The sequence below is a fragment of the Microbacterium sp. genome, from assembly GCF_051860965.1.
In the GTDB taxonomy this organism is placed as follows: Bacteria; Actinomycetota; Actinomycetes; order Actinomycetales; family Microbacteriaceae; genus Microbacterium.
Genome location: NZ_JBIMKU010000004.1, coordinates 185816 through 211050 on the forward strand (window position 1 = coordinate 185816; position 25235 = coordinate 211050).

Sequence of the window (25235 nt, forward strand, 5' to 3'; positions counted from 1 at the left end):
ATGAAGACCCTTCTCGGCGATGCCGCACCGTCAGGCAACCCGCAGCCAGCAGGGGAGGTCCTCTCGATCCGAGGTGGTCGTCCCCTCAGCGGGCGCATCGAGGTGAAGGGCGCCAAGAACCTCGTCACGAAGGCGATGGTGGCGGCTCTCCTCGGAGAGACGCCCAGCACGCTGCGCGACGTGCCCGAGATCAGCGATGTCGGGGTCGTGCGCTCCCTGCTCGAGGTGCACGGCGTCCGCGTCGACGACGGCGACGAGGAAGGCACGCTGCACTTCGATCCCAGCGGCGCGGTCGCGGCCCACTTCGAGGAGATCGACGCGCATGCCGGGGCGTCCCGCATCCCGATCCTCTTCTGCGGTCCGCTGCTGCACCTGCTCGGCGAAGCGCTCATCCCCGATCTCGGCGGCTGCCGCATCGGCGACCGGCCGATCAACTTCCACATGGACGCCCTCCGCGCCTTCGGCGCCGTCGTCGACAAGAGCTACGAGGGCATCCGGATCACGGCTCCCAACGGTCTGCACGGCGCGAACATCGCGCTGCCGTATCCGAGCGTCGGCGCGACCGAGCAGGTGCTGCTCACGGCTGTGCGGGCCAAGGGCACGACCGAGCTGCGCAACGCGGCGATCGAGCCCGAGATCATGGACCTCATCGCGGTGCTGCAGAAGATGGGCGCCATCATCTCCTACGAGCCCAACCGGGTCATCCTCATCGAGGGAGTGGATGCCCTGCAGGGGTACGACCACCGCGCGATCTTCGACCGCAACGAGGCCGCGTCGTGGGCCTGCGCCGCGCTGGCGACCGACGGCGACATCTACGTCGGCGGAGCCAAGCAGCAGGAGATGCTGACGTTCCTCAACGTCTTCCGCAAGGCCGGCGGCTCGTTCGACGTGCACGAGGACGGCATCCGGTTCCGTCGAGGGGATGCCCCGCTCAAGCCGGTCACGGTCGAGACCGACGTGCACCCCGGCTTCATGACCGATTGGCAGCAGCCGCTCATCGTCGCGCTGACGCAGGCCCATGGGCAGTCGGTCGTGCACGAGACGGTGTACGAGAACCGTCTGGGTTTCACGGCCGCGCTCGTGCAGATGGGCGCCGACATCGTCGTGCACCCGCACGGGATCGACGCGGCCGATCGGCGAGTGCCGCGCCGTGCGCTCGAGCAGGCGGCGGTCATCAACGGTCCGACACCGCTGCGCGGCGCCGACGTCGAGGTCCCCGACCTGCGCGGCGGGTTCAGCTACGTCATCGCGGCGCTCGCGGCGCAGGGCGAGTCGACGGTCAGCAACGTCGGCATCATCCGCCGCGGGTACGAGAAGTTCCTGCCCAAGCTCGACGCCCTCGGCGCCGACGTCGACGTCATCGGCTGACCCCATGACGGGATCCTCGGCGACGCCGCGCGAACCGCGCCCCTTCGTCTTCTGGCTGCTGGCGTCGATCGTCGTGCCGCTCGTGGGGCTGATCGCGAAGATCCGCATCTCGGGTGAGAAGCTGCAGCCCAGCGGCGCTTACGTCCTCGCGCCCAACCACTACTCCGAGGTCGACCCCCTCATCGTCGCCGTCGCGGTCTGGCGGCTCGGACGCCCGCCCCGCTTCATGGCGAAGGAGAGCCTCTTCCGCGTGCCCGTACTTGGATGGGCTCTGCGCGCGACCGGAATGGTCCCCGTCGCGCGATCGTCGTCGAGCGCGTCGGCGAAGCAGACGCTGAGCGCGTCCGAGACTCTCGTCGAGCACGGCCGCGGGGTCATCGTGTATCCCGAGGGCACGCTCACGCGCGACCCCGACATGTGGCCCATGCGCGGCAAGACCGGTGCCGTGCGCCTCGCGCTCGAGGCCGACATCCCGCTCATCCCGATGGCGCACTGGGGAACGCAGGCGATCATGCCGCGCTACGGGAAGTTCCGCCTGTGGCCCTTGCGTCGGCCCGTCGCGGTGCGGGTGGGCGCCCCCGTCGACCTCACCGCGTTCCGCGGCAAGCCCCTCACGAACTCGCTGCTGATCGAGGCGACGACCCATCTCATGAACGCCGTCACGGCGCTCCTCGAGGAACTGCGCGACGAGAAGGCGCCGGCCGAGCGCTGGGACCCGGCCGTGCACGGGCAGAAGGAGACGGGGCGCCTTGACTCCTAGACAGGACGCCCGCCGCGGCGGATCGCAGCCCCGCGTCGCCGTCGTCGGCGCCGGCAGCTGGGGCACGACGTTCGGCAAGATCCTCGCCGACGGCGGTGCGCACGTGACGATGTGGGCGCGCCGCCCCGAACTCGCGCAGGAGATCAACGAGGCCAAGCGCAACAGCGAGTACCTGCCGGGCATCAACCTGCCGCGGTCGATGTCTGCGACGCATCATCTCTCCGAAGCGCTCGACGGTGCCGAGCAGGTCTACCTGTCGATCCCGAGCCAGGCGGTGCGCCAGAACCTCAAGGCCGTGAGGCCGCTCATCGCGCAGACCGAGGCTCCGATCGTGTCGCTCATGAAGGGCGTCGAACGGCGCACGGGTCTGCGCATGAGCCAGGTCATCGAGCAGGAGCTGCACTGCGACCCTGATCGGATCGCCGTGGCATCCGGACCCAACCTCGCCCTCGAGATCGCGCGGGAGCAGCCCACGGCCGCCGTCATCTCCTCGACGAGTCAGGAGACGGCGGATGCCGTCGCCCGCCGCGCGCGCAACGACTACTTCCGCACGTTCGTCAACACCGACGTGATCGGCACGGAGTTCGGCGGCGTGCTCAAGAACCTCATCGCCGTCGCGATCGGCATCGTCGACGGCGTCGGCTACGGCGAGAACACGAAGGCGTCGATCATCACGCGCGGACTCGTCGAGATGACCGACTTCGCCGTCGCGTTCGGGGCGCACCCCGAGACGCTCCAGGGCCTCGCGGGCCTCGGCGACCTCATCGCGACGTGCCAGTCGCCGCTCAGCCGCAACAACACCGCCGGACGCCTGCTGGGTCAGGGCTACCGCTTCGACGACGTCGTCAAGCAGATGAACCAGACCGCCGAGGGCCTGGCATCCGTCGCCCCCATCCTGCAGCTCGCGCGCGAGGTCGGCGTCGCGATGCCCATCGTCGAGCAGGTCAAGATGGTGCTCGACGGAACGATGAACCCGCGCGACATCGCGCCGCACCTGACGACCGACGACGACACGCCGATGGGCGAGAGGACGCAGAATGGCCAGAACGGCGGTGGCGGTGCTCTTTGGAGGTCGCTCCAGCGAGCACTCGATCAGTTCCGCCACGGCGGGAGGGGTGCTGCGGGCGATCGACCGTGAGCGGTTCGACGTCATCCCGATCGGGATCACCCGCGACGGCGCCTTCGTCCTCGAGGACGACGACCCCGACAAGTTCGCCCTCGACAAGGATCGCCTGCCCGAAGTCCTCGACAACGGCACGCGCATCCTCTGGCCCGACTCGACCCTGACCCGCGAGCTCCGCGTGACGGATGCCTCGGGCGCCACGCGCTCGCTGGGCGACGTCGATGTCGTCTTCCCGATCCTGCACGGCCGCTTCGGCGAAGACGGCACGATCCAGGGGATGCTCGAGCTCCTGGGTCTGCCGTACGTCGGCGCGGGCGTGCTCATGTCGGCGATCGGCATGGACAAGCACGCGACCAAGAGCGTCCTGAAGTCCGCGGGCGTGCCCGTCGTGCCGTGGGTCACGGTGACGCGCAGCGACCTCTCCCGCGACGGCGACCTCTGGCGCCGTCGCATCCGCTCCCTCGGTCTGCCGGCCTTCGTCAAGCCCGCCCGCGCGGGGTCGAGTGTCGGCGTCTCGAAGGTGACGGACTGGACTGAGCTGGATTCCGCGCTCGACGTGGCCTTCGCGGAGGACGCGACCGTGCTCGTCGAGCAGGGGATCACGGGGCGCGAGGTCGAGTGCGGTGTGCTTCCGGGCGTGGACGGGGGCGAGCCGCGCGTCAGCCTCGCGGGCGAGATCGTCGTGACCGGACGGGAGTTCTACGACTTCGAGGCGAAGTACCTCGACGCGCCCGGCGTCGAGCTCGTGTGCCCCGCCGATCTGCGGGACGGCGAGCTGCGCGAGATGCAGCGGATCGCCGTGCAGGCGTTCGAGGCGCTGGGCGGCGAAGGGCTCGCGCGCGTGGACTTCTTCTTCACCGGCACGGAGTTCTTCGTCAACGAGGTCAACACGATGCCCGGCTTCACGCCGATCTCGATGTTCCCCAAGTGCTGGATCGCGTCGGGCATGTCGTATCCCGAGCTCATCAGCGAGCTCATCGACGCCGCGTCCTGAGCGGTCAGCCCTCGTCGGGCAGGACGGACTCGGAGTCGACGCACGCGCTCTCGGCGGGGATCGCGCCGCTGACGATCGGGCCGAGCCGGTCGAGGACGTTGTTGGACCCCACGACCTCGTTGTCGAGGAAGACCTCGACGGCGGGCGTGCGCCCGTAGGTGGTGATGCGGTACTTCGGGGCCTCGGACTCGTCGACCACCCAGTCGACGCCGCCGATCGTGATGCAGCGCGCCTCGGTGGGGCCGGGAGGCGTCACGCCGCAGGTGAGGAGGATCGCCGCGTCGGGATCGCCCCACGCGCCCGTCGCCTGGGCATCCGTCCACCGTCGGTCCTGACCGTCGATCGTCCCCGGCAGGCGCACGATGACGTCGGCGCACAGGGGATCGTTCGCGTCGTCCGCGGCATCCATCGACACCGTCGACGTGCACGCCGCGAGCGAGCCGGTCAGCGCGACGGCCGTCACGAGGGCCGCCAGGATCCGGGATGCACGCACCCCTCCAGGCTACCCGCGCCCGATCACTGATCGGCGCTACCGTGGGGGTGATGGATGCTGCAGCCGACCCGCGCGTAGGTGAGCTGACCGAGGGCGCCGTGCTGCGAGCGATCCTCGCGCGGCTCGGACCGTCGCGCGCCGAGATCGGCCCGGGCGACGATGCCGCGGTTCTCGCTGCGCCGGACGGCCGTGTCGTCGCGACGGTCGACACACTCGTGCACGGCCCGGACTTCCGTCTCGCCTGGTCGAGCGCCTACGACCTCGGCTGGAAGGCGGCCGCCGTGAACCTGGCCGACATCGCCGCGATGGGCGCGCGCCCGACCGCGCTGCTCGTCGCGCTCGCGATGCCCGACGACACGCGCCTGTCGTTCGTTCACGGTCTCGCCGACGGTCTCCGCGAAGCCTGCGAGTCGCTCGCGCCGGACTGCTCCGTCGAGGGCGGCGACCTCACCGTCTCGGACACGCTCACGATCGCCGTCACGGCACTCGGCTCGCTCGACGGGCGGGCGCCGGTGCTGCGCTCGGGTGCGCGGGCCGGCGACGTCGTCGCCGTCGCAGGCGGGCTCGGCGCCGCGGGGCGCGGTCTCGCGAAGCTGTTCGGTCGATTCCGGGATGCCGCAGGCCGCCCGATCCCGGTCGACGACGTGACGCGCACCGACCGCGACCTGGTCGCTCAGCTGCGACCGTCACCGCCCATCGCGCTCGGCCGGGCCGCGGCCGACGCCGGAGCGACGGCGATGATGGATGTCTCCGACGGTCTCGTTCTGGACGCCACGCGGATGGCAGCGGCCTCGGGCGTGACCCTCGACCTCGACACCGCCGGGCTCGGCGACGATCCGGATCCAGCGCTCACGGGCGGCGAGGACCACGCGCTGCTCGCCACCTTCGCCGGAGCTGTGCCGGAGGGCTTCCGGACCATCGGTCGGGTCGTGGATCGGGGGGCGCATCCGGTGCTCGTCGACGGACGCCCTCACGACGGGCGCGGGGGATGGGACCCGTATCAGGACTGGGACGCGCACCGCGGCTGAGCCGCGCTCTGCCGTCGAGGAGCGGACCTCAGGCGGGCCCGGCCCACCACAGCGTCGTGTCGCCGTACTTCCGGGACCGCTCGATCGCGATCTCATCGGGCATCGTCGGCTCGGGCGAGCGCGACGACCTCTCGATCACGACGGTCGCGTCGGCGCCGAGCGACGGCGCGAGGAGCGCGAGCACCGTCGTGAGCTCGGTCTCGCCGAGGTCGTACGGCGGATCGATCAGCACGAGATCGAACGGCCCGCGCGCCGCGCGCAGGAAGGCGTCGACGGCCGTGCGGTGCACGCGTGCCACTCCGCCGCCGAGAGACTTCACGACGCGGTCGGCGTTGCGCTGCGCGACTCCGGCCGCGCGCGGCGCCTTCTCCACGAGGTCGACGGATGCCGCGCCCCGGCTGAGCGCCTCGAGCCCGAGCGCTCCGGAGCCGGCGTAGAGGTCGAGCACGGCCGCGCTGCGCACCGCGTCGGCCGACTCCAGGGCACCGAAGAGGGATTCGCGCACGCGGTCGGAGGTCGGCCGGGTGCCGGCATCCGGAACCTCCAAGGCCAACGAGCCGGCCCGGCCGGAGATGATGCGTGTCACACGCTCACGATAGCGGCGCGGACGCGGAGTCCTCTTCCCGCAGGCGCGGCGTCGTGCGGTACTCGGGCCGGAGCCCGGCCTTGTCGGCGTAGAACGCGCGGACGCGGTCCATGTCGGCGCGGACGTCGCCGGTGAGCTCGATCGTGACGCCGAGTCCCGTCGTCATCGTCGTGCGATCGACGTAGCCGAGCGTGACGGGCAGTCCCGCCTCGCGGGCGATGCGGTAAAAGCCGGACTTCCAGTACTCGCCCGATCCGCGGGTCCCCTCGGGGGTCACGACGAGCCCGAAGACCTCGCCGGCGCGCACCCTCGCGACGACGTCGGCCACGACGTTCGCGGGTTTCGCGCGATCGACGGCGATGCCGCCCAGCCCTCGCATGATCGGACCCCGCCAGCCCCGGAAGAGCGAGTCTTTGCCGAGCCAGCGGACGGGGATGCCCAGGCGCCATGCGATCGCGAGCATCAGGACGAAGTCCCAGTTCGACGTGTGCGGCGCGCCGATGAGCACCGTGGGCGTCGTGGGTGCGGGCTGGGAGACGAGACTCCAGCGGCTGCACGCCCAGTAGACGCGCGCGAGGAGTCGACGGATCATGCCGCAACCGTACGCCCTGGCCCATGTCGGTCGGGGCATGGAACCCGAGGTCGCCGACGCTCCCTAGACTCGGAGCATGGCCGATCTGACCCTCGAGTCGCGCCTCGACGGCGCCGTCGGGGGCAAGACGGCGTCGGCGCTCGAGAAGGCCTTCGGCATGCGCACGGTCGGAGACCTCGTGTCGCACTATCCGCGCCGCTACGCGCGCCGTGGCGAGCTCACCCCGATCTCGTCGCTGCCGCTCGGCGAACCCGTCACGATCGTGGCCGAGGTCGTCCGCGTGAACGAACGGCGCATGCAGAACCGCAAGGGCACCCTGCTCGAGGTGACGATCAGCGACGGCCAGGGCAGTCTCTCGCTCACGTTCTTCAATCAGGCGTGGCGGTCGAAGGACCTCCGCCCCGGGCGACGCGGCATCTTCGCGGGCAAAGTGGGCGAGTACCGCGGAGCGACGCAGCTCGCGCATCCCGACTACGAGCTCTTCGACGACGAGGACCAGGCGCGCGAGAACGCTCAGGCCTACGCGACGGTGCCCATCCCGATCTACCCGGCCACGAGCACGCTCGCGAGCTGGCAGCTCACCAAGATCGTCGAGCTGGTGCTCGACGGGCTGGGCCCGGTCGCCGATCCGCTGCCCGACGACCTGCGCGAGCGTCACGGTCTCGTGAGTGCGCGCGAGGCGATCGAGTGGATGCATCGCCCGCAGTCCGAGGAGCAGTACGAGCGCGCGCGCGCGACGCTGCGCATGCACGAGGCGTTCGTGCTCCAGGCGGCGCTCCTGCAGCAGCGGCAGTTCGTGCGCGCACTCTCGGCGACGCGTCGGCGGCCCGGCGCGCTCCTCGAGCGCTTCGACGCGATCCTGCCCTTCGAGCGCACGCCCGACCAGGTCTCGGTGGGCGACCAGATCGCGCGCGATCTCGAGGGCGACTGGCCCATGAACCGGCTCGTCCAGGGCGAGGTCGGCTCGGGCAAGACGCTCGTCGCGCTGCGCGCGATGCTGCAGGTCGCCGAGAGCGGCGGCCAGTCCGCGCTCATCGCGCCGACCGAGGTCCTCGCCGGTCAGCACCTGCGCTCGATCGCCCGCATGCTCGGCCCCCAGCTCGCGCCCGAGCTCATGCCGACCTTGCTGACCGGCCAGCTCCCGGCGGCCGAGCGCCGAAAGGCCGCACTGCGCGCCGCGTCGGGACAGGCGCGGATCGTCATCGGCACGCACGCGCTGCTGAGCGACACGACCACGTTCGCCGACCTCGGGCTCGTCGTCGTCGACGAGCAGCACCGCTTCGGCGTCGAGCAGCGCGAGGCCCTGCGCGCGAAGGGGTCGTCGCCGCACGCCCTCGTGCTCACGGCGACGCCGATCCCGCGGACGGTCGCGATGACGGTGTTCGGCGATCTCGACGTCTCGACGATCCGCACGATGCCGCAGGGGCGCGCCGGCATCGAGACCTTCGTGGCCCCGCTCGCCGAACGGCCGGCCTGGTTCGGGCGCGTGTGGGAGCGCATCGCCGAGGAGGTCGGCGAAGGGCGCCAGGCGTTCGTCGTGTGCGCGGCGATCGACGCGGAGGCACTCGCGAAGAATCCCAAGGCCGACGCGGAGCAGCCCGACGCCGGAATGCTCGAGGGCGAGTCCGAGAAGACCCGCTGGGGAGTGGTGCAGGTCGCCGACCTGCTGTCGCGGCATCCCGCCTTCGACGACATCCGCGTCGAGATCCTGCACGGCAAGATGCCGTCGGACGAGAAGGATGCCGTCATGCAGGCGTTCGCGCGCGGCGACATCGACGTGCTCGTCGCCACGACCGTCGTCGAGGTCGGCGTCGACGTGCCGAACGCCTCGACGATGGCGATCCTCGAAGCGGACCGCTTCGGCGTCTCGCAGTTGCATCAGCTGCGCGGACGCGTCGGCCGCGGGGGAGTTCCCGGACTCTGCCTCCTCGTGACCGAGGCGCCACCCGGATCGCCGGCGCGCCAGAGGGTCGAGGCGGTCGCGGCGACGCTCGACGGATTCGAGCTCGCCGAGGTCGATCTCGATCTGCGCGGCGAGGGCGACGTCCTCGGCGACGCCCAGTCCGGCGCCCGCTCATCGCTGCGGCTCCTGCGCGTCGTGAAGGATGCCGACCTCATCGCCGAGGCCCGCGTCGCCGCCGAGAAGGTGCTCGAAGAGGATCCCGCGCTGCGCCGGCATCCCGGTCTCGAAGCCGCCATCGAGCGTCGCGTCGGCATGGCCGAGAGAGCTGCTCTCGCGCGGAACTGACCACGTCACCGCCCCGGGTACGCTGGAGGCGTGAATCCTCGGATCGCCGTCGTCCCCGGGTCCTTCGACCCGCCGACCCTCGGCCACCTCGACGTCATCCGCCGCGCAGCGGGTCTCTACGACCAGCTCCATGTGCTCGTCGTGCACAACCCGGGCAAAGAGGCGATGCTGCCCATCGCGCAGCGACTCGCACTGCTGGAGCAGTCCATCGACGAAGCCGGTATCGACGGCGACGTCGTCGTCGCGTCGTGGAGCATGGGTCTGCTCGTGGACTACGCGGTGGACGTGGATGCCGGCGTGCTCGTCAAGGGCATCCGCTCGCAGGTCGACGTGGCGTACGAGACGCCCATGGCGATCGTCAACCGCCACCTCGCGCACGTCGAGACCGTCTTCCTGCTGCCCGATCCGTCGCACGCGCTCGTCTCGAGCTCGCTCGTGCGGCAGGTGGCGGGCCTCGGCGGCGATGTGTCGCCGTTCGTCCCGGCCCCCGTCGCCCGCTTCCTCGCGACGGGCGTCGAGGAGCGCTGACAGGCCTCTCCCGGGTGTGCTCCCGGTAGGATCGACGCTTGTGAGCAGGCATCGTCACGGCCCCTTCGCCGTCCCCGTCAGAGACATCGTCCACCGCTCCGGCGAGATGCGCGAGGTAACGCTCGAGCTCCCCGTGAAGGAGAAGTGGGGCGAGGGCCTCGTCGCGGTTCCCGAGGGCGAGACGATCGTCATCGAGGGGCGCCTCGAGTCGGTGCACGAGGGGATCCTCGTGTCGGCCACCGTCGACACCGGGTACGAGGGCGTGTGCGGACGATGCCTCACCGACATCGCCGAGCCGCTCCGAGTCGAGATCCAGGAGCTTTTCGCGTATCCTGGAGAGGAAACAACTGACTTCGAGGTTCAAGACGACCACGTGGATCTTGAAACTCCGGTCAGGGATGCGATCGTCCTGTCGCTTCCGTTTCAGCCGGTATGCCAGCCGGATTGCCCCGGACTCGATCCGAACACGGGTGAGAGGCTGGCCGAGAACGCCGGCGAAGAGCAGCGCGAACCCCTCGATCCACGCTGGGCCGCGCTCCAGGACTACACCACAGACCACGACGACGATGCTCCGCGCCGCACGGCCGTGAGCAGCACCGTCGAGAACACAGAAGAGAGCTAGTCATGGCAGGTAACCCCCCCAAGCGGAAGGTCTCCCGCTCGAACACCCGCTCGCGTCGCGCGCAGTGGAAGGCCGAGGCCACGCCGCTCGTCAAGACGATCGAGAACGGCAAGGTCGTCTACAGCCGTCCGCACCAGGCGAAGGTCGTCACCGACTCGCAGGGCACCGAGCTGTTCCTGGAGTACAAGGGCCGCAAGGTCGCCGACGTCTGATCGATCCGCGGCTGACGCGGTGACCGACGTCACATCGGGGCTCTCGAGCCTCACCGACAAGCTCGGGGTCGACATCGACCCCGAGCTTCTGTCGCTGGCGCTGACCCACCGTTCCTGGGCGTACGAGAACGGTCAGGTGCCCCATAACGAGCGACTGGAGTTCCTCGGCGACTCGGTGCTGGGGCAGGCGGTGACGGTGCGGCTGTACACGCGTCATCCCGATCTCGAAGAGGGCGCCCTCGCCAAACGGCGTGCGAGCGTCGTCTCGACGGTGGCACTCGCGCAGATCGCCCGGGGGATCGGGCTGGGGGAGTACCTCAAGCTCGGCCGCGGTGAAGACCAGACCGGAGGCCGCGACAAGGACTCGATCCTCGCCGACACGACCGAGGCCCTCATCGGCGCGACGTATCTGTCGGCGGGGCCGGATGCCGCGACCGCCCTCGTGCTGCGACTCATCGATCCGCTGCTCGACGATCCCGAACGCTACGGCGCGGCGACGGACCCCAAGACGAGCCTGCAGGAACTCGCCGCGCGGAGCGGCATCGGCCAGCCGCGCTACGAGGTGACCTCGACCGGGCCGGATCACGAGCGTCGCTTCACCGCGACCGTCTTCGTGGGCGACGCATCGGCGCAGGGCGAGGGAACCAGCAAGAAGTTCGCCGAGATGGCGGCCGCGCTGCGCGCCTGGAAGGAGCTCACGGGTCGTGCCTGAGCTTCCCGAGGTCGAGGTCGTGCGTGCGGGCCTCGCGCCGGCGGTGACGGGCGCGCGCGTCATGGGGGTCTCGGTCTTCGACGAGCGCGCGCTCACCCGGCATCCCGGCACGGGGTCGGACTTCGAAGCCGCGCTCGCGGGTCGCTCGATCCGCGCCGCGGCGCGGCGGGGCAAGTTCCTGTGGCTCCCGCTCGAGCCCCTCGCGCCGGGACCGGCGACCGAGGCGCTCGTCGGACATCTCGGCATGAGCGGCCAGCTGCTGCTCCGCGAGCCCGGTGCGCCGCTCGAGCGGCACGAACGCGTGCGCATCGACCTGCAGCATCCCGTGCACGGCGATCTCTCGATCGTCTTCGCCGACCAGCGCACGTTCGGCTCCCTCGCGATCGACCCGCTCGTGCCGACGACGGATGCCGCGCCCGGCGGCTTCGGGTCGGCAGACCCTGTCGTGCCGACGCAAGTCGCCCACATCGCGCGGGATCCGCTCGACTCCGCGTTCGACGACGCCGGGTTCCGCCGCGCTCTGGCGCGCAAGGACTCCGCGATCAAGCGCGTGCTGCTGGACCAGACGGTCGTGAGCGGCATCGGCAACATCTACGCGGACGAAGCGCTGTGGGGCGCGCGCGTCCATCCCGAAACCCGCGCGTCCTCGCTCTCGACGCGCGCCGTGAACCGGCTCCTGGCCGAGGTGCGGGCCGTGCTCGAGAAGGCCCTGGCCGAGGGAGGTACGAGCTTCGACGCGCAATACGTCAACGTCAACGGGCAGGCCGGGTACTTCGCGCACTCGCTGCACGCCTACGGCCGCACGGGCCAGCCTTGCGACCGGTGCGGCCGGCCCATCGTGCGCGTCTCTTTCATGAACCGCTCGAGCCACTTCTGCGCCGGATGCCAGAAGCTCCCGCGTCTCTGACACCCAAGTCCCTGCCGCGCCGAACCCACTCCCTCTCATCGAACCCACTCGGTTTCGTCGACCAGAGTGTGTGGGTTCGGCGGAAGTGGGTGGGTTCGCGCGCGGCGTGCGCGGCTCAGGACACGATCTTCTGCCACTCGCCTGAGTAGCGGGTCGGGATGAAGCCCATCGCCTCGTTCACCGCGAGCATCGGCCGGTTCTCCTCGGCGTTGCCGGTCACGATGCGATGCCCCTCGGGGAACGATTCCCGCCCCAGCCGCAGCGTATGGATCTTGACGAGAGCTCCGAGGCGATGCCCGCGGTGCTCGGCGAGCACGAGCGTGTCGTTCTGCTCGATGGGTTTTCCCTCCTGGCGGAACGAGACCAGCTCGGTGAAGGCGACGAGGCGCCCCGATGCGACGTGCTGCGCCGCGCCGACGATGAGAGTCATGCCGCTGTCGGCGTACATCTTCTCGAGTGCGCGCACGCGCGCGGCGTCCCACTCCTCCTCGTCCAGCACGGAGTCGCCGGCCGGCGCGTCCGTCGACATGCGTGACTTCATCCACGCGTAGTCGGCGACCCACTCCTCGGGCGCCGGCGCGGTCCACGACACGTACCGATAGCCATCGCTCGCCGCTTCGGCCTCCTCGAGAAGGGGATCGAGAACGGCGAGGTCGCCGTCGAGGTGCAGGGTGCTGATGCGGTACACCTGCTCGAGCGCGAACCCGGCACGTGCGGCGAGGCGGGCGGTGGCATCGTCAGGCACCGCGCCGAATCCGGTCCGCGCCGTGATCATCGCCCCTGGCGGCTGGGCGTGCTCGGGTTCGCCGAGCACGGGATGCTCCGTCCATCCCTGGAGGATCACGCGACCGCGTCGAACCGCCTCCTGGACGAGGAAGTCCAGACCATGCCGGCCGGCACCTCGTCGGCGGAACTCGGGCAGCACTTCGACCCGCACCTGTGCCCGGCGCGAGCCCGTCTCGAGCGGGAGCCACATCATCGCTCGACCGGCGACCTCGTCGTCGAGGCGCAGCAGCCAGCCGTGCACCTCCTCATCGGGCCGCAGCCAGTGCGGATGCGACATCTCGGGCGTGATCTCGGGAGCGTCATCTCCGATCAGCAGCGCCGAGATGCGGTTGCGGATGTCCACGGCGACGCGGAAGTCGGCGTACTCGCGTGAGCCGATCTGCTCGACACGGTCGGGGACGGGGATCGGCGTCAGGGTGATCTGATCAGGCATCGAGAATCTTCTTCCACGCACCGCCGTACGATGCCGGCACGAAGCCGATGGCCTCGTTGATGTCGAGCATCGGGCGGTTCTCCTCCGCATTGAACGTCGACACCCGCGGCGAGTCGGGCATCAGGTCGCGCCACCGCAGCAGGTTCGCGCACTTCACCAGGGCGCCGAGGCGGTGGCCGCGGTGCTCCTTCAGCACGAGGGTCCCCCACTGGTGTGTGGGCGCCGTGTGGTCCGCTCCGATCACGAGCTCGTTGTAGGCGACGATCGCGCCGGTCGGCACGTGTTGCGCGCACGCGACCGAGACCGTCTGGCCGGCGGCGGCCATGCGGGCGTCGCGCCGCACGACGCGGTCGGCGTCCCAGGTCTCCTCGGCCCATACCAGGGCTCCGGTCGGCACGTCGGTCGACATGCGCGAGATGACGTAGGCGAATCCGTCGCGGTGCTCCTCGGGTGTGGGCGACGTCCAGGCGAGGAGCCGGTAGTCGTCTCCGGCCGTGCGGATCGCGTCGTCGAGCATCGACTCCACGACATCCATCGGCGCCGTCAGGTCGAAGACGCTGTTGCGTTCCGCCTGCTCGAACGAGTAGCCCTGCGCGAGCATGAGCACCGTCTGCGGGTCGTCCGCCGGGATGGATCCCCACCCGGTCGGCGAGGCGAGCTGCCGGCCCGAGAGGTCGGGCTTGTGCAGCGTCCAGGTCTGCAGGACCGTGCGCCCGTGGGCGACCGCCTCGCGCTCGAGAAGGGCGAAGAGGGCGTCCTCTACGCCGGCGTCACGGTGCTCGGGGAGCGCCATGGCGTCGAACTCGATGTTCTCGGCGCCGTCCTCGAGCGGCACCGTGATCGTCAGAGCGCCGACGATCAGTCCGTCCCGCTCGGCGATGAACCCGTACTGCAGACGGTCGGTCTGGTCCTGCCAGCCGGGCAGCCACTCCGACGCGTCCTGGTCGAAGTGGTCGTGCCCGGCGTCGAAGCGACATACCGCGTCGGCGATCCGCGCGGCCGCGATCAGCGGGCCGGCGTCGGCGGCGTCGATCGTCGCCGGCACGGGGATCCGCGTGATCGTCAGCTGCGACGCATCCATCGTCTTCGTCATGTCAGCACCTTCTTCCATGCGCCGCCATAGGCGATCGGTGCGAAGCCGATGGCTTCGTTGATGTCGAGCATGGGGCGGTTCTCCTCCGCGTTGTACGTCAGCACCCGGTGCGAGTCGGGCACGAGGTCGCGCCACGTCAGCAGGCCCGCGCACTTCACGAGCGTGCCGAGCTTGTGGCCGCGGTGGTCCTTCAGCACCAGGGTGTCCTCCTGATGGGATGCCTCGGTGCGGTCCTTGCCCACGACGAGCTCGTTGAAGGCGCACAGCTCACCGGTCTCGATGTGCTGCGCCGCAGTCACCAGCAGCAGCCGCTCGGAGTCGGTGTAGAGCGCGTCGTGGCGGGCGACGCGCGCAGCGTCCCACACCTCCTCGTCGAACTCCATCTCGGCGGCGGGCGCGTCGGTCGCCATGCGGGACTTCATCCACGCGTAGCCGTCGACGTACTCCGCCGGCGTCGGCGGCGACCACTGCACGACGCGGTAGTCCCGGGAGGCCTCGAGCGCCTCGGCGTGCAGGCGCTCGACGTCGGCCCAGTCGCCGCGGAGGTCGAAGGCGCTGTTCCGCTCGACCTGCTCGAGCGTGTATCCGCGGCGCCGGTAGAAGTGAGCGGCGCGATCGTCGGGGATCGAGCCGAACCCGGTCGGCGCTTCGATGTGCGGGCCATCGGAGGCGGGATGCGACGCCCACGACTGCAGCACGGTCCGACCGTGCTCCCGCACCGTCTGCTCGATCAGCTCGTACCCGGCGGCGCCGATGCCCTTGCCCCAGGCCTTGCGGAGCAGCTCGATGAGCCAGAACGCCGTCTTCGAGCCCTCGTGCTGCGGGATGTCGACGGCCACTCGGCCGACGAACTCGCCGTCGAGGATCGCAACCCACATGAAGCGCAGCTGGTCGGGGTCCGGCTGATAGTGGGGGAGCAGCTCGGCAGCGGTGATCGCTTCGTCGCCATGGCCGTCGATCTCCTCGAAGACCCGGTTGCGGACGTCGACCATCGCGACGAAGTCGCTCGCGTCGGCGGCGTCGATCGACGCGGGGATGACGAGGGGCCGCAGCTCGAGGCCCGTCGTGGTGGTGGTGTTCATGGTGTCTCTTTCGTCAGAAGTGCGTGTCGTGGGGACGGTGGTGCGGTCGGATGACGACCGCACCACCGTCACAGCTGCGGCCGCTGGTGCTGCAGACGCAGAGTCGCGGCCTCGCGGGCGAGCCGCGACTGTTCGTTGGTCACGAGCCGGGAGTGGCTCGCATGGTCCGCGCGACGAGTCGCGCTGCGGGAGCTGCGCAGGAGGAGCCAGAGGCCGAGTCGCAGGGACGCGCGGTCGGTGAGGCTCAGCGGAGAGCGCAGATCGGACAGCTCGGGAACGAGCTGCGAGGGCGGATGGAGGTCCAGGGTGCGGACGTCCAGAATCTGCTTGGACATGGTGGTGTCTCTTTCGAGTCGAAGAAGGATGTGAAGGGTCCGGACGGATCGCGAGGATCCGGGGTGCGCACGAGAGGCGCAGCGGGGCGGCGGTCGCGGGAGTGCGTGACGGCGGATGCCGTCGATCGACCCGTCAGAGGACGGAGTTCTCCCGTGGCCTGATCAGCCGGCGGTGGGTGCGAACACGCAGAAGGACCCGGTCGCCGAGGCACCGAAGAATCCGCGAGCAGCAGTGCGGTGTGCACGGGCGGCTGGGTTCATTCCAGTGGCAGTGATGCGAATCATCATGGGGCGACCTCCTTTCGACTTCTGACGCGAGAAGCGACGCTAGCGGAGTTCTCACAGCTCGTCAAGTAACCCGGGCGTGTCGCGATCGACGTGGCGTCCCGACGGCCCGCCGCCGCGGCATCCCTCCGCTCGTCGGATAGTTTTGACGGGATGTCCAGGCCGGAGGCGATCGTATGCACCTGAAGAGCGTCACGCTCAAGGGCTTCAAATCGTTCGCCCAGCCGACGACCTTCGCCTTCGAGACCGGTGTCACGTGCATCGTCGGCCCCAACGGCTCGGGCAAGTCGAACGTCGTCGACGCCCTCGCGTGGGTCATGGGCGAGCAGGGGGCCAAGACGCTCCGCGGCGGCAAGATGGAGGACGTCATCTTCGCCGGCACGGCGACCCGCGGCCCGCTCGGCCGTGCCGAAGTGCAGCTCACGATCGACAACAGCGACGGCGCGCTGCCGATCGAGTACTCCGAAGTGAGCATCAGCCGGACGCTCTTCCGCAACGGCGCGAGCGAGTACGCGATCAACGGCGACACGTGTCGCCTGCTCGATGTGCAGGAGCTCCTCAGCGATTCCGGGCTCGGCCGCGAGATGCACGTCATTGTCGGGCAGGGCCGCCTCGACAGCGTGCTCCAGGCGACGCCCGAGGACCGCCGCGGATTCATCGAAGAGGCCGCCGGCATACTCAAGCACCGCCGCCGCAAGGAGAAGACGCTCCGCAAGCTCGAGGCGATGGAGGCCAATCTCACGCGTCTCAGCGACCTGGCCGGCGAACTCCGCCGCCAGCTCAAGCCCCTGGGTCGTCAGGCCGAGATCGCGCGCGAGGCCGCGACGATCGCCGCCGTCGTGCGCGACGCGAAGGCCCGCCTGCTCGCCGACGACCTCGCAGGCCTCCGCGCGCAGCTCGCGGATCACGTGCGCAGCGAGCAGTCGCGGCACACCGAGCGGCTCGTGCTGCAGGACCAGTCCGACAACGTGCGCGCGCGGATCGAGCAGCTCGAGACGGACCAGCGCAGCGAGGCGGTCGATGAGGCGCGCCGGGTCGTTCACGGCCTCGAACGCGTGCAGGAGCGGCTGCGGTCGCTGTACTCGCTCGCCGGTCAGCGCCTCGCGCTGCTCGGTGATCCCGACGGCGAGGAGCGCCTCGAGCTCACGACGGTGTCGCAGGCGATGATCGACGAGGCGCGGACGGAGATCGACGAGATCGCCGCGGGGCTCGGCGATGCTCAGGATGCCGCCGCCTCTGCGTCGCGCGACGTCATGCGGGCGCGGGCCGAGCTGGACGCCCTCGACGTCGACATCGCGGCGCAGAGCGCGCTGGTGTCGGAGCACGACATGCGGATCACCGCGCTCCGCGGCACGGCGGAGGCCGCGGCATCCGCACTCACCGCCGTCCGCACCGCCGTCGACCGCCAGCAGAAGGCGCTGGATGCCGCGCTCGCCCGTCGTGCCGACGCGGCCGAGACCCTCGCCGGCGTCGACCCCGACCTGGTGCCCGAGGGTTCGGGGGCCGAGTACGCGTCGGCGTACGAGCGCGCGCAGCGCGACGCGACGGATGCCGAATCGGCTGCCGCGACGCTGCGCGAGCGCCTCCACGCGGCCGAGCGGGAGCTCGAGGCTCTCACGGCGCAGACGACTGCTCTCGGGCGAGCGCTCGACGGGCGCAATGCGGCCGCGGAGATCGTCGCGCTGGGCGCCGCGGGGGTGCGCGGACTGCTCGGCGACGCCGTGAAGATCACCGCAGGCTACGAAGCCGCGATCGCCGCGGCGCTCGGTCCCCTCGTCGAGGGCGTGCTCGTCGACTCGCGCACGGACGCCGTCGCGACGGCGCGGCTCGTGCGCGAGGGAGACCTCGGAGCGATCGACATCGCGATCGCCGACGCCGGCACGGTGACCCCGCGCTTCCCGGTCGTGGCCGGCATCACCCCGGCACGGGACGTCGTGACGGCGCCCGAGGGCGTCCTCGGCATCCTCGCGTTCGTCGTCGTCGCAGACGACCTCGATGCCGCCGTCGCGGCCGGGCCCGTGCTCGCTGCCGCCGAGGTGGGCGGCCCCGTCACGATCGTCACGCGATCGGGCGAGGTCGTGACCGAGTACACGGTGCGAGCGGGCTCGGGGCAGGGCCGTTCGCGGCTGGAGCTCGTTGCGGAACGGGATGCCGCGGCAGAGCGCCGCGACGAGATCATCGTGGTCGCGGACTCGCTGCGCGAGGCTCTCGCCGATGCCGTCGGCGCGCTGGAGTCCGCGAGACAGCGCACGAAGGGCGCGCTCACGACGCTCCGCGAGCACGATGCCGCCCTCGCGGCCCACACCGAGCAGGTGAACCGGGCGACGGTGCGGCACGAAGCCGCCGTCGCCGAGTGCGAGCGGCTCGAGGCCGGCCTCGCGCAGGCCGCGGCGGCCGTCGAGGACGCCGAGGCGTCGGCCCGCTCGGCCGAGGATCAGCTCACGAACGCCCTCGAAGCCCCGCGTCCCATCCTCGACGCGTCCGCGCGCGACGGCATGCTCGCCGACCTCGAGGCGGCGCGCGATGCCGAGATGCGCGCGCGGCTCGACGTCGAGACGCTCAAGGAGCGCATCCGCGCGGGCGAGTCCCGAGTCGTGCAGCTCGAGCGACAGCGCGAGCGCGAGCGCGAAGCGGCGGCCGAGGCAGCGCGGCGCGCGGTCGTGCGGCGCGCCCAGCGCGAGATCGCCGCCGGAGTCGCCGAACAGCTGCCGGCGGTCCTGGACTCGGTCGACCGCTCGGTCTCGGTCGCGCGCGTCGAGCTGGCCGCGGCGGAGTCGGCGCGCACGGCGCTGACCGAAGAGCTCGCGACGCTTCGGAGCCAGGAGACGGCTCTGCGGGAGCGACTGGCGGGACTCACCGAGAGCGTGCACAGCCTCGAGCTGCAGATCCACGAGAAGCGTCTGCACGTGACGGGCCTGCTCGAGCGCGTCGCCTCGGAACTCGGTCTCGACGAGGACATTCTCATTTCGGAATATGGTCCCGATCAGGACATCCCCGGCGAAGGGGAGGATGCGGCATCCACTCCCTACGACCGCGCCGCCCAGCGCCGGAGACTCGCCGACGCCGAGCGCAAGCTCGCGCAGCTCGGTCGCGTCAATCCGCTCGCGCTCGAGGAGTTCGCTGCCCTCGAGCAGCGCCACGTGTTCCTGACGGAACAGCTCGCGGACCTCACGCAGACGCGCAAGGACCTCGTCACGATCATCGAAGAGCTCGACGAGCGAATGCAGACGATCTTCCTCGCGGCGTTCGAGGACACGAAGGTCGCGTTCGGAGAGGTCTTCCCGATCCTGTTCCCCGGCGGCACCGGCAGCATCTCGCTGACGAACCCCGACGACCCGCTCACGACCGGCATCGAGGTCGCGGTGCGGCCCGTGGGGAAGAAGATCGAGCGACTGTCGCTGCTGTCGGGCGGCGAGAGATCGCTCGCCGCGGTCGCGCTGCTGACCGCCATCTTCAAGGCGCGGCCGAGCCCCTTCTACATCCTCGACGAGGTCGAGGCGGCGCTCGACGATGCGAACCTCGGCCGTCTGCTGGGCGTTTTCGAGCAGCTGCGGGCATCCAGCCAGCTGATCGTCATCACGCACCAGAAGCGCACGATGGAGATCGCCGACGCGCTGTACGGCGTCTCGATGCGGCAGGACGGCGTCTCGGCCGTCGTCGGTCAGCGAGTGGGCGAGCGCGTCGCCTCGTAGGCTGGACGCATGGCAGAGAACTCCTGGTCGCTCGGCCGCGCCCTGCGCGGCATGTTCGTCAAGCCCACGATCGACGAGACGACCTGGGACGACCTCGAGACCGCGCTCCTCACGGCGGACTTCGGGCCCGATATCACCGAGCGCATCGTCGACGAGCTGCAGGCGAAGGTCGAGCGGTACCGCACGACCGATCCGCGCGACCTCAAGCGCATGCTCGTCGAGACGCTCGAGGAGCACTTCGCGAAGTTCGACACGACCCTGAAGCTCACCGAGCGTCCCGCCGTCGTGCTCGTGGTCGGAGTCAACGGCGTCGGCAAGACGACCACGATCGGCAAGTTCGCGAACTTCCTCAAGCGCTACGAGCGCTCCGTCGTCGTGGGTGCCGCCGACACCTTCCGCGCGGCCGCCGTCGACCAGCTGGCGACGTGGGCCGAGCGCGGTGGGGCGACCATCGTGCGTCCGCAGCAGGAGGGTCAGGACCCGGCATCCGTCGCCTTCCAGACCATCGAGTACGCCAAGCGCACCGGCACCGAGATCGTGCTCGTCGACACCGCGGGGCGCCTGCACACCAAGGGCGGCCTGATGGACGAGCTCACGAAGATCCGGCGCGTCATCGAGAAGCAGGCGCCCATCAGCGAGGTGCTTCTGGTGCTGGATGCCACGACCGGCCAGAACGGCGTGATGCAGGCGCAGGCCTTCCTCGAGCACGCGGGTGTCACGGGTCTCGTCCTGACGAAGCTCGACGGGTCGGCCAAGGGCGGCTTCGTCCTCAACGTGCAGGAGAAGACCGGCATCCCCGTCAAGCTCCTCGGTCAGGGCGAGGGGATCGGCGATCTCACGGGCTTCACGCCGCACGTGTTCGCCGCGTCGCTCGTGGACTGACACGCCGACCCGCCGCCGGGACTGGCACCCGGGCCCTCACCCTGCTTTCATGGGGACATGGCGATCGAGCACGACTACTTCGGACTCCTCGAGTCGGGCCCCGACGGCTCGATCTTCTGGTCCGAGACCGTGGAGCTGGGCGACCAGGCGGTCACGGTCGACCTGACCGCGCCCGATCAGGACGACGTGTCCGAGGCGGCGCTGGATGTCGCGGCCGGCCTCATCTCGGGGCTCGAGCAGATCGACCGAAACGCGCGCAACGCGATGGTCAACGAGCTCGACAATCGCACGAGCGAAGTGACGGAGTACATCCTCCAGCAGCAGGAGGAGCTCGGCGAAGAGCTCGAGGACGTGCTCGTGGACATCTCCGGCGACGTGCAGATCGACGTCATCCGATCGCTGTCGCTCATGAGCATGACGATCCTCGCGGACGAGCTCGGCGGCCAGGACCCCTTCGCCGTCCTCGAGTACGCGCTCGAGCCCGACTCGGCCGACGACGTGCTCCTGGTGAACATCGGCTCCGACGGCGACGTGCTCTCGGTCACCTCCGCGGACTGAGCGAGCCTGCGTGCCGGCGGCTACACGGCCTGCGCGAAGTCCGTCTCGGCCGACTCGACGAAGTGCGAGAGGTGGTCCGGGATGACGCGACCCTTCGACACCATCGACTGCGCCCACAGACGCCCCGCACGGTACGAGGAGCGCACGAGCGGCCCCGCGAGCACGCCGAGGAACCCGATGCGCTCGGCCTCGTCCTTGAACTCGACGAACTCCTGCGGCTTGACCCAGCGTGCCACCGGGAGGTGACGCGGCGAGGGCCGCAGGTACTGGGTGATCGTGATGATGTCGGTGCCGGCTTCGTGCAGGTCCTGCAGCGCCTGCACGACCTCTTCGGGCTCCTCGCCCATGCCGAGGATGAGGTTCGACTTCGTGATGAGCCCCGCCGCTCGCGCCTGCGTCAGCACATCGAGCGAGCGCTCGTAGCGGAAGGCCGGGCGGATGCGCTTGAAGATGCGCGGCACGGTCTCGACATTGTGGGCGAACACCTCCGGGCGGCTGTCGAACACCTCGCCGAGCAGGTGCGGGTCGCCATCGAAGTCCGTCGCGAGGATCTCGACGCCGGTATTGGGGTTCATCGCGTGGATCTGCCGCACCGTCTCGGCGTGCAGCCAGGCTCCGCCGTCGGGCAGGTCGTCGCGCGCGACGCCGGTGACCGTCGCGTAGCGCAGGTTCATGCGCACGACGCTCTCGGCGACGCGACGGGGCTCGTCCGTGTCGTAGTCGGCGGGCTTGCCCGTGTCGATCTGGCAGAAGTCGCAGCGACGCGTGCACTGCGAGCCGCCGATGAGGAACGTGGCCTCGCGATCCTCCCAGCACTCGTAGATGTTGGGGCATCCCGCCTCCTGGCAGACGGTGTGCAGCTCCTCCGACTTCACGAGCGCATGCAGCGCCTGATACTCCGGCCCCATCTTGGCCTTCGTCTTGATCCACTCGGGCTTGCGCTCGATGGGCGTCTGCGCGTTGCGCACCTCCAGGCGCAGGAGCCTGCGCCCGTCCGGACCCGTCGCCGGAGCGGAGGACGCCGGCGTTCCGCACGCGCTCACGCGGCGACCCCCGCGTACTCGGCCGTGAACGCGCGGGCGATGGAATCGACGATGTCCGCGGGCGAGACGTCCCGTCCCACCACTTCGCTCACGGTCGTCACGCCGGCGTCCGTGATGCCGCACGGGATGATGCCGCGGAATCCCGCGAGGGTGTTGTCGCAGTTGACGGCGAAGCCGTGCATCGTGACACCCTTCTCGACCCGGACGCCGATCGCGGCGACCTTGTCCTCGGACAGCGGCCGGCGCACCCACACACCGCTGCGGCCATCGACCTGATACCCGTCGACGCCGTGCTCGCGCAGCGCGTCGATGAGCAGCCGCTCGATGCGGCGCACGTGCGCGACGACGTCGACCGGCTCCGGCAGTCGCACGATGGGGTAGCCGACGAGCTGCCCCGGTCCGTGCCACGTGATCTTGCCGCCCCTGTCGACATCGACGACCGGAGTGCCGTCGGCGGGGCGCTCGTGCGGCTCGGTGCGCTTGCCCGCCGTGTACACGGCCTCGTGCTCGAGGAGCAGGAGGGTGTCGGGACGGTCGCCGGAGACGACGTCGGAATGGATGCTGCGCTGCAGCGCCCAGCCGTCGAGGTAGGGCACGAACGACGGCGCGAGCCCCGCGTACTGGATATCGAGCATGACGCCCTCCGGTTATTGGATCGCGTCTAACAATAGACGATGGTCAAGACGGCCGGTCGCGCAATAGCGTGGAGGCGTGAGCACCGAGTCCCGCGCTGGCAGACCCCGTTCGTCATCCCGAGAGACCCTCGCGGAAGCGGCGTGCGAGCTCTTCCTCGAACGCGGATTCGAGGCGACGTCCGTCGTCGACATCGCGCAGCGGGCGGGCGTCAGCCGCTCGAGCTTCTTCAACTACTTCGGCTCGAAGTCCGACATCCTGTGGTCGGGTCTCGACGCGCGGATCGCGACCCTCGAGGCGCGCCTGCGGGATGACGAGACGACGGATGCCGCCGCCTCCGTGCGCGCGGCGGTGGTCGCCGTGGCATCCGGCTTCACGCCCGACCCGCTCGCCCTCGCGATCGTCAACACGGGCGCCATGGGACTCGAGCTCGAACTGGAGCGCGAGGCCGCGCTCCGCCGTGCGCGCATCGCCTCCCTCGTCGCCGACCGTCTCGTGCGCGGCGGACGCGACCGGCTCGCCGCCGACATCGCGGGCGCCGCGTGGGGCGGAGCCGTGCTCGCCGCGATCGAGGCATGGGCGCACGACGGCGCCGGTCGCACCTCGCTCGATCGATTCCTCGAGCGCGCCGCGTCGCTCGCCGCGGGAGAGCCGGCCGGTGCCGTGCGCCAGTTGCGCCTGGTCGTGCAGGCGCCCGCGTTCGAAGAGGCGCTCGCGTTCTACCGCGATGTCGTCGGGATGCCGCAGGCCGAGGCGTACGAGGCCGACGGCGGAGCACGCGTCGTGATCCTGGATGCCGGCAGAGCGACACTCGAGCTCGCCAACCTCGCGCAGGTCGCCTTCATCGACGGGGTGGAGACCGGCGGCGATGCCCCGAGCGAGCGCCTGCGCGTCGGGCTGGAGGTCGCCGACACCGCGGGTGCCGTGGACCGCCTCGTGGCCGGGGGAGCGGTGATCGAGGCATCCGCCCGCGAAACGCCGTGGCGATCCGTCAACGCCCGTCTCCGCGGGCCGGCCGATCTCCAGCTCACGATCTTCCAGGAACTCGGACCGGAGGGGTGACGGTCGCGCGGACGGAAGCGCGCATGCCGGACACGTACGGGGTGAGACATCCCTGACGATGGAGGCGACATGACCCCCGACCTGCTCGACGATCTGCTCGATCGCTCGGCCCCCGCGATCCGCGCGCCCCGAGACGCCGACCTCGCGGCGATGATCGCCGAGGCGCACGGGAAGGCTCCCCGGCCGCGCCGACGCCGCATCGTCATCGCGTCGAGCGTGCTCGCGGCGGTGATCCTCGGCGGTGCGGGCGTCGCGACCGCAACCGATCTCTTCCCGTGGGCGGGCCCGCAGAAGGACCCGTACGTATCTTTCGAGTATCGGCTCCCGAGCGGAATCCAGTGCGAGCAGCGCATCTTCGAGGTCGACAGCATGAACGCCGACGCAGAGCAGTGGCTCCGCGAGTTCGCAGGCCGCAACGATCTGGTCGCGCTCGCCGACGTGGACGGATACCTGGCGCGAATGGAGCAGTGGGAGAAGGAGGATCCACCGGCCGCCGATGCCGAGCGGCAGTCACCGGACGAGCGCTACTGGTCCGCGGTCAGCGCCGCGGTGTGGGAACGCATCGCCCTGGAGGCGGAAAGCGCGGGGTTCGGCGCGGGCGTGTTCAGCGCCGAGCAGTCGCTGACCTTCTGCATGGACGAGAACGGCTCCGTTACGTTCCCGACCGGGCCGGACACCGCCCCGTGAGCCGTGACGAGCGGAGGCTCACCGGCGCACTGACCGCGGCATCCGGCGATCTCCTCGCCTATCTGCAGCGTCGCGCAGGGCTCGACGACGCCCCGGATCTGCTCGGCGAGACGATGGTGGTGGCGTGGCGGCGGATCGCCGACCTGCCCGGTGATCCCGAGCGCGCGCGGATGTGGCTGTTCGGCATCGCGCGCGGAACCCTGCAGAACCACGCGCGGGGCGAGCGTCGTCGCTGGGCCCTCGCCGACCGCATCCGGCACACGACGGGGGATGCCGCAGCGCCGCCCGCCGACGCCGGACTCGAGGTGCGCGACGCCGTCGAGCGGCTCGATCCGGACGACGCGGAACTCGTTCGACTCGTGCACTGGGAGCGGATGACGCTCGTCCAGGCCGCCGAACTGCTCGGCATCCCGGATTCGACCGCGCGCACGCGATACGCGCGTGTCAGGGAACAGTTGCGCGCAACGCTGGGAGTCACCGCGAACGCGTAA

The 25235-nt window shown here is 70.5% G+C and carries 26 protein-coding genes; 17 read left to right on the plus strand and 9 right to left on the minus strand.

Going from position 1 to position 25235, the window contains the following annotated elements; all coding sequences use genetic code 11:
• Genes murA through ACTIFV_RS09270 form a run of 4 tightly spaced genes read left to right on the plus strand, consistent with a single transcriptional unit; the run spans position 1 to position 4245 of the window.
• Positions 1-1368: a UDP-N-acetylglucosamine 1-carboxyvinyltransferase gene (gene murA, locus ACTIFV_RS09255; RefSeq protein ID WP_439592497.1), complete on the plus strand. Its 1368-nt coding sequence runs from the start codon at positions 1-3 to the stop codon at positions 1366-1368.
• A gap of 4 nt (positions 1369-1372) precedes the next feature.
• The gene (locus ACTIFV_RS09260) at positions 1373-2128 is read left to right on the plus strand and encodes a lysophospholipid acyltransferase family protein (RefSeq protein ID WP_439592498.1); all 756 of its coding nucleotides are present in this window, start codon (positions 1373-1375) and stop codon (positions 2126-2128) included.
• Positions 2118-3266 carry an NAD(P)H-dependent glycerol-3-phosphate dehydrogenase gene (locus ACTIFV_RS09265; RefSeq protein WP_439592499.1) on the plus strand — a complete coding sequence of 383 codons (1149 nt, stop codon included), beginning with the start codon at positions 2118-2120 and terminating at the stop codon, positions 3264-3266. Before ACTIFV_RS09260 ends, ACTIFV_RS09265 begins: the two co-directional genes overlap by 11 nt.
• Positions 3166-4245, plus strand: coding sequence for a D-alanine--D-alanine ligase family protein (locus ACTIFV_RS09270; RefSeq protein WP_439592500.1), 1080 nt, complete (start codon positions 3166-3168; stop codon positions 4243-4245). The genes ACTIFV_RS09265 and ACTIFV_RS09270 overlap by 101 nt, the downstream gene beginning before the upstream one ends.
• Before the next feature lie 4 nt (positions 4246-4249).
• Here the strand turns inward: ACTIFV_RS09270 and ACTIFV_RS09275 are convergent, their stop codons facing one another.
• Entirely contained in the window at positions 4250-4738 is a 489-nt protein-coding gene (locus ACTIFV_RS09275; protein ID WP_439592501.1) for a DUF3515 family protein, read from the minus strand.
• 50 nt (positions 4739-4788) lie between these two features.
• Between ACTIFV_RS09275 and thiL the strand changes: the two genes are divergently transcribed.
• Positions 4789-5766 (plus strand): thiamine-phosphate kinase, encoded by a 978-nt coding sequence (gene thiL, locus ACTIFV_RS09280; RefSeq protein WP_439592502.1) that lies wholly within the window; start codon positions 4789-4791, stop codon positions 5764-5766.
• Positions 5767-5794: 28 nt separating this feature from the next.
• Here thiL and rsmD read toward each other — a convergent pair whose 3' ends face one another.
• Together rsmD and ACTIFV_RS09290 are read right to left on the minus strand one after the other, a co-directional pair.
• Positions 5795-6352: a 16S rRNA (guanine(966)-N(2))-methyltransferase RsmD gene (gene rsmD / locus ACTIFV_RS09285; RefSeq protein WP_439592503.1), complete on the minus strand. Its 558-nt coding sequence runs from the start codon at positions 6350-6352 to the stop codon at positions 5795-5797.
• 4 nt (positions 6353-6356) lie between these two features.
• Positions 6357-6944, minus strand: coding sequence for a 1-acyl-sn-glycerol-3-phosphate acyltransferase (locus ACTIFV_RS09290; protein ID WP_439592504.1), 588 nt, complete (start codon positions 6942-6944; stop codon positions 6357-6359).
• A gap of 76 nt (positions 6945-7020) precedes the next feature.
• Between ACTIFV_RS09290 and ACTIFV_RS09295 the strand changes: the two genes are divergently transcribed.
• The 6 genes from ACTIFV_RS09295 to mutM all read left to right on the plus strand — a co-directional run bounded on the left by ACTIFV_RS09295 (position 7021) and on the right by mutM (position 12173).
• Positions 7021-9192, plus strand: coding sequence for an ATP-dependent DNA helicase RecG (locus ACTIFV_RS09295; protein ID WP_439592505.1), 2172 nt, complete (start codon positions 7021-7023; stop codon positions 9190-9192).
• A gap of 30 nt (positions 9193-9222) precedes the next feature.
• Positions 9223-9720: a pantetheine-phosphate adenylyltransferase gene (gene coaD / locus ACTIFV_RS09300; protein WP_439592506.1), complete on the plus strand. Its 498-nt coding sequence runs from the start codon at positions 9223-9225 to the stop codon at positions 9718-9720.
• 106 nt (positions 9721-9826) lie between these two features.
• On the plus strand, positions 9827-10342 hold the full coding sequence (locus tag ACTIFV_RS09305; protein ID WP_439592691.1) for a YceD family protein: 516 nt from the start codon (positions 9827-9829) through the stop codon (positions 10340-10342).
• 2 nt (positions 10343-10344) lie between these two features.
• Complete coding sequence (rpmF, locus tag ACTIFV_RS09310; protein WP_208503539.1) at positions 10345-10554, plus strand: 50S ribosomal protein L32; 210 nt, start codon at positions 10345-10347, stop codon at positions 10552-10554.
• A gap of 19 nt (positions 10555-10573) precedes the next feature.
• On the plus strand, positions 10574-11266 hold the full coding sequence (rnc, locus tag ACTIFV_RS09315; protein ID WP_439592507.1) for a ribonuclease III: 693 nt from the start codon (positions 10574-10576) through the stop codon (positions 11264-11266).
• Positions 11259-12173 carry a bifunctional DNA-formamidopyrimidine glycosylase/DNA-(apurinic or apyrimidinic site) lyase gene (gene mutM / locus ACTIFV_RS09320; protein ID WP_439592508.1) on the plus strand — a complete coding sequence of 305 codons (915 nt, stop codon included), beginning with the start codon at positions 11259-11261 and terminating at the stop codon, positions 12171-12173. Before rnc ends, mutM begins: the two co-directional genes overlap by 8 nt.
• Positions 12174-12288: 115 nt before the next feature.
• On the opposite strand, the gene ACTIFV_RS09325 is transcribed toward mutM, so the two are convergent.
• From ACTIFV_RS09325 to ACTIFV_RS09340, 4 genes are all read right to left on the minus strand, one after another.
• Entirely contained in the window at positions 12289-13392 is a 1104-nt protein-coding gene (locus tag ACTIFV_RS09325; RefSeq protein ID WP_439592509.1) for a GNAT family N-acetyltransferase, read from the minus strand.
• On the minus strand, positions 13385-14485 hold the full coding sequence (locus tag ACTIFV_RS09330; protein WP_439592510.1) for a GNAT family N-acetyltransferase: 1101 nt from the start codon (positions 14483-14485) through the stop codon (positions 13385-13387). Before ACTIFV_RS09330 ends, ACTIFV_RS09325 begins: the two co-directional genes overlap by 8 nt.
• Positions 14482-15567: a GNAT family N-acetyltransferase gene (locus ACTIFV_RS09335; RefSeq protein ID WP_439592511.1), complete on the minus strand. Its 1086-nt coding sequence runs from the start codon at positions 15565-15567 to the stop codon at positions 14482-14484. The genes ACTIFV_RS09330 and ACTIFV_RS09335 overlap by 4 nt, the downstream gene beginning before the upstream one ends.
• Before the next feature lie 68 nt (positions 15568-15635).
• Positions 15636-15902 (minus strand): hypothetical protein, encoded by a 267-nt coding sequence (locus tag ACTIFV_RS09340; protein ID WP_439592512.1) that lies wholly within the window; start codon positions 15900-15902, stop codon positions 15636-15638.
• A 461-nt stretch (positions 15903-16363) separates the two neighbouring features.
• On the opposite strand from ACTIFV_RS09340, the gene smc reads away from it, so the two are divergent.
• The 3 genes from smc to ACTIFV_RS09355 are packed head-to-tail and all read left to right on the plus strand — an operon-like array spanning position 16364 to position 21319.
• Positions 16364-19879: a chromosome segregation protein SMC gene (smc, locus tag ACTIFV_RS09345; RefSeq protein ID WP_439592513.1), complete on the plus strand. Its 3516-nt coding sequence runs from the start codon at positions 16364-16366 to the stop codon at positions 19877-19879.
• A 9-nt stretch (positions 19880-19888) separates the two neighbouring features.
• Positions 19889-20761 (plus strand): signal recognition particle-docking protein FtsY, encoded by an 873-nt coding sequence (gene ftsY, locus ACTIFV_RS09350; protein ID WP_439592514.1) that lies wholly within the window; start codon positions 19889-19891, stop codon positions 20759-20761.
• 57 nt (positions 20762-20818) lie between these two features.
• On the plus strand, positions 20819-21319 hold the full coding sequence (locus ACTIFV_RS09355; protein WP_439592515.1) for a DUF2004 domain-containing protein: 501 nt from the start codon (positions 20819-20821) through the stop codon (positions 21317-21319).
• A 20-nt stretch (positions 21320-21339) separates the two neighbouring features.
• On the opposite strand, the gene lipA is transcribed toward ACTIFV_RS09355, so the two are convergent.
• Positions 21340-22362, minus strand: a complete 1023-nt coding sequence (gene lipA / locus ACTIFV_RS09360) for a lipoyl synthase (RefSeq protein WP_439592516.1) — start codon at positions 22360-22362, stop codon at positions 21340-21342.
• Entirely contained in the window at positions 22359-22997 is a 639-nt protein-coding gene (gene lipB, locus ACTIFV_RS09365) for a lipoyl(octanoyl) transferase LipB (RefSeq protein ID WP_439592517.1), read from the minus strand. Before lipB ends, lipA begins: the two co-directional genes overlap by 4 nt.
• 76 nt (positions 22998-23073) lie before the next feature.
• Between lipB and ACTIFV_RS09370 the strand changes: the two genes are divergently transcribed.
• From ACTIFV_RS09370 to ACTIFV_RS09380, 3 genes are all read left to right on the plus strand, one after another.
• Complete coding sequence (locus ACTIFV_RS09370; RefSeq protein WP_439592518.1) at positions 23074-24057, plus strand: TetR family transcriptional regulator; 984 nt, start codon at positions 23074-23076, stop codon at positions 24055-24057.
• 69 nt (positions 24058-24126) lie between these two features.
• The gene (locus tag ACTIFV_RS09375) at positions 24127-24744 is read left to right on the plus strand and encodes a hypothetical protein (RefSeq protein ID WP_439592519.1); all 618 of its coding nucleotides are present in this window, start codon (positions 24127-24129) and stop codon (positions 24742-24744) included.
• Positions 24741-25235, plus strand: a complete 495-nt coding sequence (locus ACTIFV_RS09380) for an RNA polymerase sigma factor (protein ID WP_439592520.1) — start codon at positions 24741-24743, stop codon at positions 25233-25235. The genes ACTIFV_RS09375 and ACTIFV_RS09380 overlap by 4 nt, the downstream gene beginning before the upstream one ends.